16 protein-coding genes are annotated in these 14418 nt (G+C 73.8%); 10 read left to right on the top strand and 6 right to left on the bottom strand.

Features of this window, described 5'->3' with window-relative positions; genetic code table 11:
* Positions 1–109: 109 nt before the first annotated feature.
* Complete coding sequence (locus tag MILUP08_RS32735; RefSeq protein WP_007466055.1) at positions 110–1021, bottom strand: HhH-GPD family protein; 912 nt, start codon at positions 1019–1021, stop codon at positions 110–112.
* A gap of 96 nt (positions 1022–1117) precedes the next feature.
* Here MILUP08_RS32735 and MILUP08_RS32730 point away from each other — a divergent pair, with 96 nt between their 5' ends.
* The 3 genes from MILUP08_RS32730 to MILUP08_RS32720 all read left to right on the top strand — a co-directional run bounded on the left by MILUP08_RS32730 (position 1118) and on the right by MILUP08_RS32720 (position 3091).
* Entirely contained in the window at positions 1118–1630 is a 513-nt protein-coding gene (locus tag MILUP08_RS32730) for a glycine cleavage system transcriptional repressor (protein WP_007466054.1), read from the top strand.
* On the top strand, positions 1627–2223 hold the full coding sequence (locus tag MILUP08_RS32725; RefSeq protein WP_007466053.1) for a peptide deformylase: 597 nt from the start codon (positions 1627–1629) through the stop codon (positions 2221–2223). The genes MILUP08_RS32730 and MILUP08_RS32725 overlap by 4 nt, the downstream gene beginning before the upstream one ends.
* A 118-nt stretch (positions 2224–2341) precedes the next feature.
* Positions 2342–3091: a hypothetical protein gene (locus tag MILUP08_RS32720; RefSeq protein WP_007466051.1), complete on the top strand. Its 750-nt coding sequence runs from the start codon at positions 2342–2344 to the stop codon at positions 3089–3091.
* Between the two features lie 6 nt (positions 3092–3097).
* Here MILUP08_RS32720 and disA read toward each other — a convergent pair whose 3' ends face one another.
* From disA to MILUP08_RS32700, 4 genes are all read right to left on the bottom strand, one after another.
* Entirely contained in the window at positions 3098–4279 is a 1182-nt protein-coding gene (gene disA, locus MILUP08_RS32715) for a DNA integrity scanning diadenylate cyclase DisA (protein ID WP_007466050.1), read from the bottom strand.
* Between the two features lie 131 nt (positions 4280–4410).
* Positions 4411–5868, bottom strand: a complete 1458-nt coding sequence (radA, locus tag MILUP08_RS32710) for a DNA repair protein RadA (RefSeq protein ID WP_007466048.1) — start codon at positions 5866–5868, stop codon at positions 4411–4413.
* A gap of 85 nt (positions 5869–5953) precedes the next feature.
* Positions 5954–6775, bottom strand: a complete 822-nt coding sequence (locus MILUP08_RS32705) for a hypothetical protein (protein ID WP_007466045.1) — start codon at positions 6773–6775, stop codon at positions 5954–5956.
* 139 nt (positions 6776–6914) lie between these two features.
* Positions 6915–7754, bottom strand: a complete 840-nt coding sequence (locus MILUP08_RS32700; protein ID WP_007466043.1) for a UbiA family prenyltransferase — start codon at positions 7752–7754, stop codon at positions 6915–6917.
* 46 nt (positions 7755–7800) lie between these two features.
* On the opposite strand from MILUP08_RS32700, the gene MILUP08_RS32695 reads away from it, so the two are divergent.
* The 4 genes from MILUP08_RS32695 (at position 7801) to MILUP08_RS32680 (ending at position 11576) form a co-directional block, all read left to right on the top strand.
* Complete coding sequence (locus MILUP08_RS32695) at positions 7801–8574, top strand: class I SAM-dependent methyltransferase (protein ID WP_007466041.1); 774 nt, start codon at positions 7801–7803, stop codon at positions 8572–8574.
* A 41-nt stretch (positions 8575–8615) separates the two neighbouring features.
* Positions 8616–9782 (top strand): acyl-CoA dehydrogenase family protein, encoded by a 1167-nt coding sequence (locus tag MILUP08_RS32690; protein ID WP_007466038.1) that lies wholly within the window; start codon positions 8616–8618, stop codon positions 9780–9782.
* 94 nt (positions 9783–9876) lie between these two features.
* Positions 9877–10926: a type III polyketide synthase gene (locus tag MILUP08_RS32685; RefSeq protein WP_007466035.1), complete on the top strand. Its 1050-nt coding sequence runs from the start codon at positions 9877–9879 to the stop codon at positions 10924–10926.
* 32 nt (positions 10927–10958) lie between these two features.
* Positions 10959–11576: a hypothetical protein gene (locus MILUP08_RS32680; RefSeq protein ID WP_007466032.1), complete on the top strand. Its 618-nt coding sequence runs from the start codon at positions 10959–10961 to the stop codon at positions 11574–11576.
* Between the two features lie 85 nt (positions 11577–11661).
* Here MILUP08_RS32680 and MILUP08_RS32675 read toward each other — a convergent pair whose 3' ends face one another.
* Positions 11662–12351, bottom strand: a complete 690-nt coding sequence (locus MILUP08_RS32675; protein WP_007466030.1) for a hypothetical protein — start codon at positions 12349–12351, stop codon at positions 11662–11664.
* 328 nt (positions 12352–12679) lie between these two features.
* Here MILUP08_RS32675 and MILUP08_RS32670 point away from each other — a divergent pair, with 328 nt between their 5' ends.
* Genes MILUP08_RS32670 through ispF form a run of 3 tightly spaced genes read left to right on the top strand, consistent with a single transcriptional unit; the run spans position 12680 to position 14416 of the window.
* Positions 12680–13165 carry a CarD family transcriptional regulator gene (locus MILUP08_RS32670; protein WP_007073334.1) on the top strand — a complete coding sequence of 162 codons (486 nt, stop codon included), beginning with the start codon at positions 12680–12682 and terminating at the stop codon, positions 13163–13165.
* 56 nt (positions 13166–13221) lie between these two features.
* Positions 13222–13917, top strand: a complete 696-nt coding sequence (gene ispD, locus MILUP08_RS32665; RefSeq protein WP_007466024.1) for a 2-C-methyl-D-erythritol 4-phosphate cytidylyltransferase — start codon at positions 13222–13224, stop codon at positions 13915–13917.
* Between the two features lie 16 nt (positions 13918–13933).
* A complete protein-coding gene (gene ispF, locus MILUP08_RS32660; protein ID WP_007466023.1) occupies positions 13934–14416 on the top strand; it encodes a 2-C-methyl-D-erythritol 2,4-cyclodiphosphate synthase in 483 nt (160 codons plus the stop codon).
* Positions 14417–14418 lie beyond the last annotated feature (2 nt).

The following is a 14418-nucleotide window of genomic DNA, read 5'->3' as shown; positions in this document are numbered from 1 at the left end:
ACGGACGCAACACCGAACGTCCGTTATCCGGACACCGGGTGATGCGCGGGTTGAAGCAGAGCAGAGGTGACCGGAGGACCCCCGCCGACCGGCGACCGGGCCTGCGGGGCTAGACGTTCAGGTCGGTGGTTGGTGCGGACGGGCCGTCGCCGGCGAGTCGGAACGAGTCGGTGCCGACCGGTTCCACAAGCCCGTCCTGTACGAGACCGGCAAGGGCTCGGGCGCGCTGCACGTCGTCGGTCCAGACCTGGTCGAGGCGCTGGTGCGGGACCGGCCCGGTGGTCTCCCGGAGCACCCCGAGCAGCAGTCCGCGTACCTGCCGGTCGGTGCCCGCGTACCGCTGGGGTCGCCGGCTCGGGCCGGTCGGTGGCTCCTGCCCGGAGGCCCGCCACGCGCAGACCGATTCGACCGGGCAGGCCGTGCAGCGTGGTGACCGGGCCGTGCAGAGCACCGCCCCCAGTTCCATGAACGCGGCGCTGGCCAGCGCGGCGGCGGCGGGGTCGGCCGGCAGCAGCTCCTCGGTGGCGACCAGGTCGGCGGGTCGGGTGACCGGTCCGGCGTCCGGTTCACCTGCCACGGCCCGGCAGACCACCCGCCGGACGTTCGTGTCGACCACCGGGTGCCGCTGCCCGTACGCGAACGCGGCCACCGCACGCGCCGTGTAGGTGCCCACGCCGGGCAGTGCCAGCAACTGCTCCAGCCGGTCCGGCACCTGGCCGCCGTGCCGGTCCACGATCGCGACCGCGCACTCGCGCAGCCGGACCGCCCGGCGGGGATAGCCGAGGCGCCCCCACATGCGGATCGCCTCGGCCGGGGTGTCGGCTGCCAGTGCGGCCGGGTCGGGCCAGCGGGCCAGCCAGGCGTGCCAGGCGGGCACCACCCGGACGACCGGGGTCTGCTGGAGCATGACCTCGCTGACCAGGATGGCCCACGGGGTGACGCCGGGTTCCCGCCACGGCAGGTCACGGGCGTGCTGCTGGAACCACCGGCTGACCACTGTGGCGAAATCGGGTTGAGTCATGGCGCCGTCGATGATGTCACGCGGTCCGGTCCCGCTGGATGGGCGGCTCGGGCGGGGTGTCGCGGTGGCGATGGACGGATCGGGCAGAATGCGCGGATGAACGAGCTCGCGATCACCGTCATCGGCCGGGACCGGCCGGGCATCGTGGCCGACGTCGCCGAGGTGCTGGCCCGACTGGGCGCGAACCTCACCGACAGCACCATGACCCGGCTGCGGGGGCATTTCGCGATGACCCTCATCTGCACCGGGCCGGACGCCGCCGAGGTGGAGACGGCGCTGACGCCGCTGGCCGCCGAGGGTCAGTTGCTGGCGACCGTACGCGCGGTCACGCCCGACGGTGAGGTGGCTCCGGCCGGCGAGCCGTACGTGCTGGCGGTGCACGGGTCGGACCGGATGGGCATCGTCGCGGCGATGACGCGGGTGCTGGTGGACGCCGGCGGAAACGTGACCGACCTGAGTACCCGGCTGGCCGGTTCGCTCTACGTGGTGCTGGCCGAGGTCGAGTTGCCGTCGGGGGTCGCCGAGGCGGTGATCGGGCGACTGCATCGGACGGCCGCCGAGTTGGGGGTCGAGGTCACCCTCCGGCCGGCAGACCCGGATCTGCTGTGAGCGACGGGCGGAGCGGGCCGGACGCCGGCCGGGACGTCGAGGCGTACGCCGGTCTGGGGGACTGGACGCCGGAGTCGTTGGCCGTGGCGGGCGAGGTGCGGGCCGTCGTTTCGGCTCCGCATCCGGTGTTGAGCCGGGCCGGGGACGAGGTCGATCCGACGGCCGAGGAGACGGTCCGGCTGGCCGCCGATCTGGTCGCCACGATGCGGGTCTCGCCGGGCTGCGTGGGTCTGGCGGCGCCGCAGGTCGGTGTGGCTGCCCGGGTCTTCGCCGTCGACGTGACAGGGCATCCGAAGGCGGTCACCGTGCACGGCACCTTCGTGCTCTGCAACGCCCGGGTGGTGGAGGCGACCCGCTGGAAGCCCGGGCGGGAGGGGTGCATGTCGGTGCCGGACCTGACCGGGGACGTCAAGCGGGCCAGTCGGCTGGTGGTGGAGGGTGACCTGCCGGGCACCGGCGCGGCGGTCCGGTTGGTGACGGACGGCTTCGAGGCGCGGGCGTTGCAGCACGAGATCGACCACTGCGCGGGGCTGCTCTTCCTGGACCGGGTGGCCGGCGCGCACGCCGTCTACCAGCGCAAGGTCTACCTCTGAGCGGGCACCCGAAGGCCGCCGCGTCCGTCCTCAGTGGAGTTTCGCCGCGCTGCCCCGGTGGCGTACCGGCGCGTCGTGACGGGCTGGTGGGCGCCGCGCGGCTACGGTGGGGGGCATCATGCGTCTGACGGTCGGCCCCCTGCCACCCGCCGTGTACTGGCGGCGTCGCGCCGTCGTACTCGGAGCGGGGCTTCTCTTCCTGATTGTCCTGCTCTACTCGTGCACCGGGTCGAGCCGCTCCGGCGGTCGACCGAATGCGGGGGCGAGCCCCACGTCGACTCCGTCGTCCACGGCGAGTCCCGGCCCGGCTGGTCCGCTGTTGAGCCCGCAGACGGGGGCCCCGTCGGCGTCCGGGTCCGCAGATCCGAATGCTCCGGACCGGTCGGCCGATCCGAACGCCACCGATCCGAGCCCCGAGACCACAAGCAACGACCCGCCGCCGGGTTCGGCCGCCGGGTCGGTCGACGACGGCACCTGCACCGACGCGGAGATCAGCGTGACCTCGGTGGCGCGGCCCACCTCGGTGCAGCGCGGAGCGGTGGTCGACCTGCAACTGAAGATCAAGAACACCTCGGAGCGGACGTGCAGCCGTAACGTCGGCGCCGACCTCCAGGAGATCTTCATCAAGGCCGGTGCCGACAAGGTGTGGTCCTCGGACACCTGCGGCAAGGTCCAGGGCTCGGACGTCCAGTCGTTCACGCCCGGGTTCGAGCGCTCCTACCAGGTGGGCTGGAACGGGCGGGACACCACCCGCTGCGATGGCGCCGGACTGGCCGCCGGCCCGTTCCCGCCGGCCGGGACGTACCAGGTGTTCGCGCGGGTCGGCACCAAGTACAGCGCACCCGTGAAGATCACCATCACCGGCTGAGCCGGGTCAGACGTACCGCTCCAGGATGGATGCCTCGGCGAGCCGGGACAGGCCCTCCCGGACGCCCCGGGCGCGGGCGTCGCCCACGCCCTCGACGGCCTGCAGGTCCTCCACCGTCGCGCCCAGCAGCCGCTGGAGGCTGCCGAAGTGCAGCACCAGGCGGTCGACCACGGCCACCGGCAGACGCGGCACCTTGGCCAGCAGCCGGAAGCCCCGCGGGCTGACGGCGGCGTCCAGCGCGTCCGATGCGGCCGGGTAGCCGATGGCCTTGGCGACCGACACCAGGTCGATCAGCTCGGTCGCGCCGAGCAGGTCCAGCTCGACAAGCGCCTCGTCCAGCGTGCGGGACTTGCGGCCGACCGGCAGGTAGTCCCGGATGACAAGCGTGCGGTCGGCGTCGACGCCGGCCATCAGCTCGTCGAGCTGGAGGGCGAGCAGTCGCCCGTCGGTGCCCAGCTCGACGACGTAGCCGGCGATCTCGTCGGCGATCCGGCGGACCATCTCCAGCCGCTGCACCACGGCAACCGCGTCGCGGACGGTGACCAGATCCTCGATCTCGAGCGCGGAGAGCGTGCCGGAGACCTCGTCCAGCCGGAGCTTGTAACGCTCGAGGGTGGCAAGCGCCTGGTTGGCGCGGGAGAGGATCGCCGCCGAGTCGTCGAGGACGTGTCGCTGGCCGTTGACGTAGAGGCTGATGATCCGCATCGACTGGCTGACCGAGATCACCGGGTAACCGGTCTGCCGGGCGACCCGCTCGGCGGTGCGGTGCCGGGTGCCCGACTCCTCCGTCGGGATGGACGGGTCGGGCATCAGGTGCACGGCCGCCCGGACGATGCGGGTGCCGTCGCTGGAGAGCACCACCGCGCCGTCCATCTTGCACAGCTCCCGCACCCGGGTCGCGGAGAACTCGACGTCCAGCGGGAAGCCGCCGGTGCAGAGACCCTCGACGACCTTGTCGTAGCCGAGCACGATGAGCGCGCCGGTGCGCCCCCGCAGGATGCGCTCCAACCCGTCCCGCAGCGCGGTGCCGGGTGCCATCAGGGCGAGGTTCGCCCGCAGCGGATCGCCGGCGCTCCCGGCAGCGGCGGTCACGCTCACGCTGATCGGGCGGGCTGGCGAGCCCACGGCGCCGGTGCGGGCCTGGGGCGGCGCGCCGGCAGGCTTGGTGGTATCGCGGTCGATCGGCACGGGCACAGTCTACGGACTGCCGTGCGGTGGGTGCTGTCGTGGTTACTGTGATGTGTCACGATGCCGCCCTTCGAACCGTTTCCACTTGCGCCGATGCTGTCCGGTATCGCCGTTCGCGTCGACACGCTGGGTCACTCGGCGGACGCGCGGGCCGCATGGTGCAGCGCCGAGCGGACGTCAGTGACCTCGGTCACTCGCATCCCGTCGGGCCCGGCGCCAGTGCTGGCCGGGCCGCAGCCCGGCGGGACCAGCGCCACCTTGAACCCCAGGCGGGCAGCCTCGGCCAGCCGGCGCGGCACCGCCCCGACCCGGCGAACCTCGCCGGTCAGCCCCACCTCGCCGATGGCCACGAGGTGCGGCGCGATAGCCAGGTTGAGCCCGCCGGAGGCGACCGCCAGCGCGACGGCCAGGTCGGCCGCCGGCTCCACCACCCGGATGCCGCCCACGGTGGCCGCGAAGACCTCGCGGTCGTGCAGGGTCAACCGCTCGGTACGCCGTTGCAGGACCGCGAGCACCATCGCCAGACGGGCGGAGTCGAGGCCGGAGACCGTACGACGGGGTGAGCCGGCCACCGTCGCGCCGATCAGGGCCTGCACCTCGGTGACGAGGGCCCGCCGCCCCTCCATGGCGACTGTCACGCAGGTGCCGGGCACGGGTTCCGAGTAGCGGGTGAGGAACAGCCCGGACGGATCGGCCAGGCTGCTGATGCCGCCCTCGTGCATCTCGAAGCAGCCGACCTCGTCGGCCGCGCCGAACCGGTTCTTCACGCCGCGCACCAGCCGTAGCGAGGAGTGCTTGTCGCCCTCGAAGTGCAGCACCACGTCGACCAGGTGCTCCAGCACGCGGGGCCCGGCCACCTGGCCGTCCTTGGTGACGTGGCCGACGAGCACGGTGGCGATGCCCCGCTCCTTGGCCACCGAGACCAGTGCCGCGGTGACCGCGCGCACCTGCGTCACGCCACCGGGCACGCCCTCGGTGCCGGTGGTGGAGATGGTCTGCACCGAGTCGAGCACCAGCAGGCCGGGCTTGACCGCGTCGAGGTGCCCGAGCACCGAGCCCAGGTCGCTCTCGGCCGCCAGGTAGAGCTTGTCGTGCAGGGTGCCCATCCGCTCGGCCCGCAGCCGGACCTGGCTGACCGACTCTTCCCCGCTGACCACCAGGGAGGGGCTGCCGGCACCCACCGCCCACTGCTGTGCCACGTCGAGCAGGAGTGTCGACTTGCCCACGCCGGGCTCGCCGGCGAGCAGCACCACGGCACCGGGCACCAGACCGCCGCCGAGCACCCGGTCGAGCTCACTCACCCCGGTGGGCACGGCGCGGGCCGGGGCCGCGCTGATGGTGGCGATGGGCCGGGCGGGCTCCGACGGCAGCCGGGAGCTGACCACCCGACCGGCCACCGTCGGGCCGGTGACGGTGCTCTCGACCACCGCGCCCCACTCGCCGCACTCCGGGCAGCGGCCCACCCACTTGGGCGGCTGGTGCCCGCAGGCGTCGCACTCGTACGCCGGACGCGGCTCGCGGGTGGCGGACCGGCCGCGGGCGGCACCGGCCGTGCCGGCACGCGGAGAGGTCGATCGGGAGGTGGTCACACCAGGACGCTAGCCCTCTCGTGCGACGAAAACACCCCGGCGTGGTGGTTCCCACGCCGGGGCGTTCGTCGATGTCGGGGGTCGGTCAGTCGTGGGTGGTGCCGCCCTCGCCGCCCTCGTAGCCGCCCTCACGCTCGATGATCGGCGAGGCGGGCGCCGCCGGGGTGAGCGGCACCGCGATCGGCGCCTGGCCGGTGACCGTGTTGCCGTTGCCGAAGTCGAAGGTCACGACGACGTTCTGGCCGGAGCGCAGCGCCTCGGTCAGGCCGACCAGCCGCAGCTGGGTGGTGGCCTCCGAGTTGAGCTGGAGGTAGCTCAGGGGGGCCAGCTCGATCCGGGCGGGCTGGCCCGGCGCGGCGGGGCTGGCCGAACCCGACGCCCGCGCCGACTCCGGGGCGGACGGGGTCGCCGAGGACGAACCGGTCTCGGACGGGGTCGCCGACGGGCTGGCCGAGCGGGACTCGGGGGCCGACGGGGTGGCCGAGCCGGACGCGGAGGTCGACGGGGTGGCGGAGGCCGACTCCGAGGCGGTCGACGGGGTGGCGGAGGCCGACTCCGAGGCGGACGGCGTCGGGCTCGCCGAGCCGTCCGAGATCACCACCTCGCGGGCGCCCTGGGTGGTGACGGTGACCGTCACGGTGCTCTTCGAGTCGTTGTAGATCACGGCGTTGAGCGGGGCGTCCTGGCCGGCCCGGTAACCCTCGGTGCCGGGGTAGGTGACCAGCAGGCCACGCACCGAGTAGGCGCCGTTGGGCGTCGTGAGGTTGACGCCCTGGACCGACGGCTCCTTCAACGCCGTCTCGGCGATCTGGCCGGCGCCGCATCCGGACGCGAGCAGGCTGGTAGCAGCCGCCATCCCGGACAGCAGCAGGGCCGCCCGCCGGGATCCCCTGATCGAGCGCGTCACGTCGGTCCTCCTCGTTACGATCCCCACCCGGCCGCACGCCGGGCACGGTGGCCATACCCGCGCAGACCGCGCTCCAGGGTAGTTGGAGCTGATCGAGGCCCGCACGCGGACCCGGCAATGCCACCTTCCCGGGTGCCCCTCACACCACCCGACCGCTCGCCACCAGCAGAACGACGTCGATGAGGGCCACCAGCATGACCGCCCGGAAGGCGGACACCGGCCGCCGGCCCGCCCGGACCGCCGAGCGCCCGGCGTACCAGCTCAGTGGCGGCACGACCGCGGCCGTGCCGACCGCCGCCAGCCCGAGGGCCGACGGCGGCCCGGGCGGCCCCAGGACCAGGACGGCGGTCGCGGCGAGGAGCAGCCCCGCCGCGGCCGCCCGGCTGCCCGCCGCGCCGAGGTGGTGCGGCAGGCCGCGTACCCCCGTCCGGGCGTCGTCGGCCAGGTCGGGCAGCACGTTGGCGAAGTGCGCGCCGGCCCCCAGGCAGGCGGCCGCCGCCAGCAGCCAGGCCGGCGGTGTCGGTTCGCCGGGCAGCGCCAGCACCACGAAGCCGGGCAGCGCGCCGAACGAGACGGCGTACGGCAGCACCGAGAGAACGGTGGCCTTCAGCGGCCAGTCGTAGAGCAGCGCGGAGACCAGGGCGACCGTGAGCCAGAGCGCCGCCGTGGGGTTCGTGGTCAGCGCCAGCAGCGGGCAGGCCAGCGCGGCGACCGCCGCGGCCCAGGCCGTGACGCGCCGGCCCACCGCGCCGGCGGCGACCGGTTTGTCGGTACGCCCCACAGTGGCGTCCCGCTCGGCGTCCAACGCGTCGTTGGTCCAACCGACGGCGAGCTGGCTGGCGAGTACGGCGAGCACCACCGAGACGATTCCCGCCGGTCGGTGCCCCACTCCCCAGGCCAGCAGACCGGACACCGTGGTCACCGCGGCGGCCGGTTCCGGATGGCTCGCTCTGACCAGCCCTAACACCCTCGACGACATAAGGGAAGTCTGGTCGTTACCGAGCAGTCGTGCCACGCTCGGTGCCATGCGAGACGTGGCTGCGGCCGCGGCGTCCACCGGTCCCCGGGTGCTGCCGCGCAACGACCCGCGCCAGTACGACGACCTGGCCGGCGAGTGGTGGCGTCCCGATGGCGCGTTCGCGATGCTGCACTGGCTGGCCGCGGCCCGTGCGGCGCTCGTGCCGCCGGCGACCCGCCCGGACGCGGTCCTTGTCGATCTGGGCTGCGGCGCCGGGCTGCTCGCGCCGCACCTCGCCGGTAAGGGATACCGGCACGTCGGGGTCGACCTGACCCGCTCGGCGCTGGTCCAGGCCGCCGGGCACGGGGTACGCGTGGTCCAGGGTGACGTCACCGCGGTGCCGCTGCCCGACGGGTGTGCCGACGTGGTCTCCGCCGGTGAGCTGCTGGAACATGTGCCGGACTGGCCGCGCGCGGTGGCCGAGGCGTGCCGGCTGCTGCGTCCGGGCGGCGTGCTGGTGCTGGACACCCTGAACGACACGGCGCTGGCGAGGCTGGTCGCGGTGCGGATCGCCGAGCGGCTGCCGACGGTGCCGCGCGGCATCCACGATCCACGGTTGTTCGTGGACGCTCGCGCCCTCGTGGCCGAGTGTGCCCGGCACGGTGTCGAGCTGCGTCTGCGCGGCATCCGACCGCAGGTCGGCGGCCTGGTCGCCTGGCTGGTGCGGCGGGCGCGCGCGGCGCGGACGCCGGGCGCGACGTCTCCCGGCCGTGCTCCGCGCATCGTGCCGACCCGGTCCACCGCCGTGCTGTACCAGGGCCGGGGGGTCCGCAGAGGATAGTCGGCTCGTGGCGGGGTATGGGACGCCGAGGAGGGAGCGATATGACGGTGCACGCGCTTGAGGCGGCCCGCCGGTTGGCGCCGCGGTTCGCCGCGCGGGCGGCGGAGCACGACCGGGACGGCTCCTTTCCGGTCGACGACTTCCGTGACCTCCGGGAGGCCGGCCTGTTCGGGTTGATGGTGCCCCGCGCGCTGGGTGGCCTGGGCGCCAGCTTCGCCGAGTACGCCGCGGTGGCCACCGAACTTGCCCGGGGCAACGGCGCGACCGCGCTGGTGTTCAACATGCACGCCTCGGTGACCGGCGCGCTGGGCGCGGTCACCGAGGAGTTGGCCGAGGCGCTGGGTGTCCCGGACGAGGCGCTGGCCGCCCGGGACCGGCTGCTCGCCGCCGCGGCTCAGGGCTCCTGGTACGCCGTCGCGATGAGCGAGCGCGGTGCCGGTGCCCGACTGTCCCAGTTGAGCACCGTCTACGAGCCGACCGACGAGGGTTGGCACCTCAAGGGCAGCAAGACCTTCTGCTCCGGGGCGGGGCACGCCGACGGGTACCTGGTGGCCGCGCGCGGCTCCACCGACCAGTCGGTGGTGTCGCAGTTCCTGGTGCCGGCCGGTGACGGGCTGACCGTCGAGCCGACCTGGGACGCCCTCGGCATGCGCGCCACCTCGTCGCACGATCTGCACCTGGACGTCACGGTGCCGGCCGACCGGCTGCTCGGCGGTGTGGAGGGGCTGGCGCTGGTGGTCGCCCAACTGATGCCGCACTGGCTGGTGGCCAGTTACGCGGCCGTCTACGTGGGGGTGGCCCGGGCGGCGATCGACGCGGCGGCCGAGCATCTCAACGCGCGCAATCTCGCGGGCCTGCCGGCGGTGCGGGCCCGACTGGGCCGGGCGGACGCGGCGACGGCGGCGGCCCAACTGGTGGTGGCCGAGGCGGCCCGCCGGGTGGACGACGCCCCGGGTGACGCGGAGACCAACCGCTGGGTGTGGCGGGCGAAGCTGCTGGCCGGCACCACGGCCGCCGAGGTGGCGGCGTCGGTGCTGGAGGCGGCGGGGACGTCGGCGACCCGGCGCGGCCATCCGTTGGAGCGGCTCTATCGGGACGCCCGCTGCGGCTCACTGCACCCGGCGACCTCGGACGTCTGCGCCGACTGGCTGGGCATCGCCGCGCTGGGCGGGGACCCGGACCGCGACGGATCGGCACCGCGTTGGTGAGGCCGCGCGGCGGTGCACGTACGGGGGAGGAGCCGGCCGCGGTGGCCGGTGGGACGGCCAGGGGGAGGACAGCATCTGACGAGAGGTGGGGATCGTGTCCGTACCAGTGATCGCGGGGCTCGGGGCTGCGCAGCCGCCGTCGGCTTCGCAGGACGAGTTGTGGGAGGGCTTCTTCTCCCGGCACTTCTCCGGCACCACCCGGTCGTTGGCCCAGCGGATCTTCGCCAACTCGGGGGTGACCCGGCGCCAGGCCGCGGTCAACCCGTTGCTGGAGGACGTCTCGGACTGGCCGACCGAGCGCCGGATGCGCCGCTACCAGGTGGAGGCGCTGCCGCTGGGCAAGGAGGCGGTGGGGCGTGCGTTGACGGCGGCCGGGTTGGACGCCAGTGACATCGGCCTGTTCATCGTCTGCTCCTGCACCGGGTACGCCACCCCGGGGCTGGACATCCTGCTCGCCCGTGACCTGGGCATGGCTGCGGACACCCAGCGGATGTTCATCGGCCACATGGGCTGCTACGCGGCGCTTCCGGGATTGGGCGCGGCGAGTGACTTCGTCACCGCCCGGGGCCGTCCGGCGCTGCTGCTCTGCGCGGAGCTGACCAGCCTGCACATCCAGCCGTCCACCGCCCGGGTGGACACCCAGCAGATCGTGTCGCACGCGCTCTTCTCGGACGCCGCGGTCGCCGCCGTGGTGGTGCCGGGCGGCCGGGGGTACGCGTTGCGCGAGGTCACCTCGGTCACCGACACCTCGACCGCCGACCACATGACCTGGGACGTCACCGACGCGGGTTTCCGGATGGGGCTGTCGCCGAAGGTGCCGCAGGTCCTCTCCCGGCACGTCCGCGACCTGGTGGACGGCCTGCTGGCCCGACACGGTGGCGTCAGTTCCGACGTGGACGGCTGGGCCGTGCACCCGGGTGGGCCGCGCATCCTCAACGTGGTCGAGCGGGAGTTGGCCCTGCCGCCGGAGGCGTTGGCCGCGTCCCGGGCGACGCTCGACGAACACGGCAACTGCTCCTCGCCGACGGTCCTGTTGATCCTGGACCGGTTGAGTCGGTCGACGCCGGCGCCCCGACGGATCGTCATGCTGGCGTTCGGCCCGGGCCTCACCCTGTACGCCGCTCTGCTCGATCGACAGGACTGAACGTCCTCCGTCCCGACCGGTACGCTCACCACATGGATGCGGCGGACGACCGGTTGCGGTCGGCGGTGCTGGCCGGCGTGGCCGTGGCCGCCCTGGCGGTCGGCGGCTGGTGGTGGCGTGCCGCCGCTCCCGAGACGGCGGCCGGTTCGGCTCGTGCGGAGGTGACACCGAGCGCCGGGCCGTCGGTCAGCACCGCCCTGGAGCGACTGGTGGCCTCGGGGGTGCCCGAGGATCGGGTGACGGTTCGGATCAATCCCGAGTCCGGCGAGGTCGTCGAGTTCGAAAGCCGCTCGGCCGTCGACCCGCAGACGGGGGAGACCCTCGGCTCCGAGGACGCTCCGGGGGATCTGCCCGTCTTCCGGGAGACGATCTGGCGGGAACAGCGGGAACTCGCGCCGGGTGAGGGCGTGACCAGGCAGGCGACCGACGACGGTGGTGCCCACTACGTGCTGCAGTACCGGTGCACCCGCCCCGGGATGTTGGCCGTGACCAGCACCGGAGCCGAGATAGCCGGTCCGCCGCGCATCGACTGCGACGGCACGGTGGCCACCGCCGAGGTGCGGCCCGGCAGCGGGCCGTTCCTGGTGTCCCTGTCGACCGTGGGCGACCAGCCCATCGACGTCGAGGCGCAACTCGTCAGCACACCCTGAGGGTGCGCCCACGGGGGCTTCTCGTTGGCGCGGGTCGCGCATCCTCCAGAGAGACGGGTCGCGTGGCCCTCGCCCGCCGGGAAGGTCAGGCGGCGAGGGCGGTGAGGTCCTGCCGGTACGCCTCGACCGGGCCCAGGTCGGGCAGCACCCGGGTCACCACGCCGGCGCGGTCGACAAGCAGTGCGGTGAGCGTGCCGGGGCGGGCCGGTTGGCCCACGAACGCGCGCAGCCCGCCGGCGGGGTCGGCCAGTGCCCGGACGCCGTTCGCCGGCGGCGGGGTCTCGACCGTGCGGCCGCCGGCCACGGTGATCACGGCGACACCGCTGGGCGCCGCCGCGGCCGCCTCGACGACCCGCTCCGGGCAGGGGCAGCCGTCCACCAGGATGATCATGGCGGGCAGCAGGCCGCGCAGCGGCACCGGCGCCTGGGAGGCGTCGACCAGGTCGAGCGCGGGCAACGCCCGACCGGTGAGCGCCGCCGGTGGCGTGGCGGGTGCCGGGGAGGGTCGGTCGGTGCCCCGGCCGGCGCGGGGCCAGGTCACGGCGAGCAGGCCGGCCAGGGTGGTGAGCAGCGCCACCAGCAGAACCAGCAGCGGCAGGGTGAGGGCGTGGTGCCCGGTGTGGCGGCCGGCCGCCCGGCGCAGCTCGCGGCGCACCTGCGCGGCCTCGCTGGCCAGGGCCGAGGCGTCGTCGGGGACGACGACACGGCCCCACTCGGGTGGCAGGTCGGGCAGCCCGTCGGGCGGCCCGTGGCCCTCTGCGTCCGGCTTGCCCATCGGACCCCCAGGAAGCGTCTCGTGAGCGGCGTGTGACTCGGACTCAAGCGTCCCGCACCGGGGGCACCTCCCGCTACACCTGGGCGCGGTTCCGCCGGGCGGGATACCATGGGAGGAGCGCATAGCCCTTGATCTCGACGTTCTGTTCACCCGTATCGGGAAGTCATCCGTGCGTTACGGAGCGTGTTCGAACCATCGGTTTGACCGCCTGTCAAGCTGAAGAAAGACCTCTCACAGGGGCCCTGAGCTGCGCCAACGGTCAGGACATCGGTGAGACATCGTTGCCTGAGCGTGTTACCCTAGACACAGCGAAAGGGGTTTCGAACCTATGGTTTTCAGTGTCGGCGAGACCGTTGTTTACCCCCACCACGGGGCCGCACTCATCGAGGCAATCGAGACTCGGGTCATCAAGGGCGAGCCCAAGCAATACCTCGTCCTGAGGGTCGCGCAGGGTGACCTGACGGTCCGGGTGCCTGCCGAGAACGCCGAGATCGTGGGCGTCCGTGAGGTGGTCGGCGAAGAGGGCCTCGGTAAGGTCTTCGACGTTCTCCGGGCTCCGCACACCGAGGAGCCGACCAACTGGTCGCGGCGTTACAAGGCCAACCTGGAAAAGCTGGCCTCCGGCAATCCGCTGAAGGTCGCCGAGGTCGTGCGTGACCTGTGGCGCCGGGAGCGGGAGCGGGGCCTCTCCGCAGGCGAGAAGCGGATGCTGGCCAAGGCCCGTGACATTCTCGTCGGCGAGGTCGCGCTGGCTGAGAAGAGCACCAAGGACGAGGCGGAGACGCTGCTCGACAAGGTCCTCACCGAGGCCTAGTCCGCACAGCATCGTCGTACCCACTTCGTAGCGAAGAAACCACCGAGGACCGCGACGTGACCGCGCAGCTCAATCCGCGCGGTGACGTCGCGGTCCTCGTGCCTGCGGCGGGCGCCGGCGTACGACTCGGTCCCGGCCGACCCAAGGCGCTGCGCCTGCTCGCGGGCGAGCCGCTGCTGGTGCACGCCGTGCGCCGGCTCGCCGCCGCCGCGTCGGTGCACACGATCGTGGTGGCCGCGCCCGCGGCCGAGGTGGCGGGCGTCCGTGAGCTGCTGGCGCCGGTGGCGCCGGTGATCGTGGTGCCCGGTGGGGCCGAGCGGCAGGCTTCGGTCGCCGCCGCGCTGGCTGCGGTGCCGGCCGGCCCGACGATCATCCTGGTGCACGACGCCGCCCGCGCCCTGACCCCGCCCGAGCTTGTCGAATCGGTAGCCGCCGCGGTCCGGGACGGCCGGGCCGCGGTGATCCCCGTCCTGCCGGTCGTCGACACGATCAAGGAGGTCGACGCCGACGAGGTGGTGCTCGGCACCGTCGACCGCGCCGCCCTCCGGGCGGTGCAGACTCCACAGGGCTTCCGCCGGTCCGTCCTGACTGCCGCGCACGCCGCGGCCGGTGACCCGCTCACCGACGACGCCGGCCTGGTCGAGAAGCAGGGCGTCGCCGTGAGCTGCGTGCCCGGCTCGGAGTACGCCCTGAAGATCACCCGTCCGTTCGACCTGGCACTGGCGGAGCACCTGCTCGCCGCCGACGGCTGACGCGTAACCTCTGCTCATGATCGTTCCTCGGGTGGCCATCGGCACCGACGTGCACGCGTTCGAGCCGGGCCGGCCCTGCTGGGTGGCCGGCCTGTTCTGGCCCGACCAGGACGGTCTCGCCGGGCACTCGGACGCCGACGTCGCCGCCCACGCCGCCTGCAACGCGCTGCTCTCCGCCGCCGGCCTCGGTGATCTCGGCGCCGCCTTCGGAGTGGACCAGCCGGAGTGGGCCGGGGCGTCCGGCCTGGCGCTGTTGACCGAGACGGCCCGCCGGGTGCGGGCGGCCGGCCTGGAGATCGGCAACGTCTCCGTGCAGATCGTCGGCAACCGTCCCAAGATCGGCCGCCGTCGGGCCGAGGCCCAGCAGGTGCTCTCCGACGCCGTCGGCGCCCCGGTCACCGTCTCGGCCGCGACCACCGACGGGCTCGGTTTCACCGGCCGCGAGGAAGGCCTGGCGGGCATCGCGGTCGCCCTGGTGTACGACGCGCCGGCCGCCTAGGC

The sequence above is a fragment of the Micromonospora lupini str. Lupac 08 genome, from assembly GCF_000297395.2.
Classification (GTDB): Bacteria; Actinomycetota; Actinomycetes; order Mycobacteriales; family Micromonosporaceae; genus Micromonospora; species Micromonospora lupini.
This window is presented reverse-complemented; position numbering and strand designations above follow the sequence as displayed.

Bases quoted from the DNA above. Each gene is read 5' to 3' on its own strand.
- MILUP08_RS32735 (WP_007466055.1), bottom strand. From the start codon at position 1,021: ATGACTCAACCCGATTTCGCCACAGTGGTCAGCCGGTGGTTCCAGCAG.
- MILUP08_RS32730 (WP_007466054.1), top strand. From the start codon at position 1,118: ATGAACGAGCTCGCGATCACCGTCATCGGCCGGGACCGGCCGGGCATC.
- MILUP08_RS32720 (WP_007466051.1), top strand. From the start codon at position 2,342: ATGCGTCTGACGGTCGGCCCCCTGCCACCCGCCGTGTACTGGCGGCGT.
- MILUP08_RS32700 (WP_007466043.1), bottom strand. From the start codon at position 7,754: ATGTCGTCGAGGGTGTTAGGGCTGGTCAGAGCGAGCCATCCGGAACCG.
- MILUP08_RS32695 (WP_007466041.1), top strand. From the start codon at position 7,801: ATGCGAGACGTGGCTGCGGCCGCGGCGTCCACCGGTCCCCGGGTGCTG.
- MILUP08_RS32690 (WP_007466038.1), top strand. From the start codon at position 8,616: ATGACGGTGCACGCGCTTGAGGCGGCCCGCCGGTTGGCGCCGCGGTTC.
- MILUP08_RS32680 (WP_007466032.1), top strand. From the start codon at position 10,959: ATGGATGCGGCGGACGACCGGTTGCGGTCGGCGGTGCTGGCCGGCGTG.
- MILUP08_RS32675 (WP_007466030.1), bottom strand. From the start codon at position 12,351: ATGGGCAAGCCGGACGCAGAGGGCCACGGGCCGCCCGACGGGCTGCCC.
- MILUP08_RS32670 (WP_007073334.1), top strand. From the start codon at position 12,680: ATGGTTTTCAGTGTCGGCGAGACCGTTGTTTACCCCCACCACGGGGCC.
- ispF (WP_007466023.1), top strand. From the start codon at position 13,934: ATGATCGTTCCTCGGGTGGCCATCGGCACCGACGTGCACGCGTTCGAG.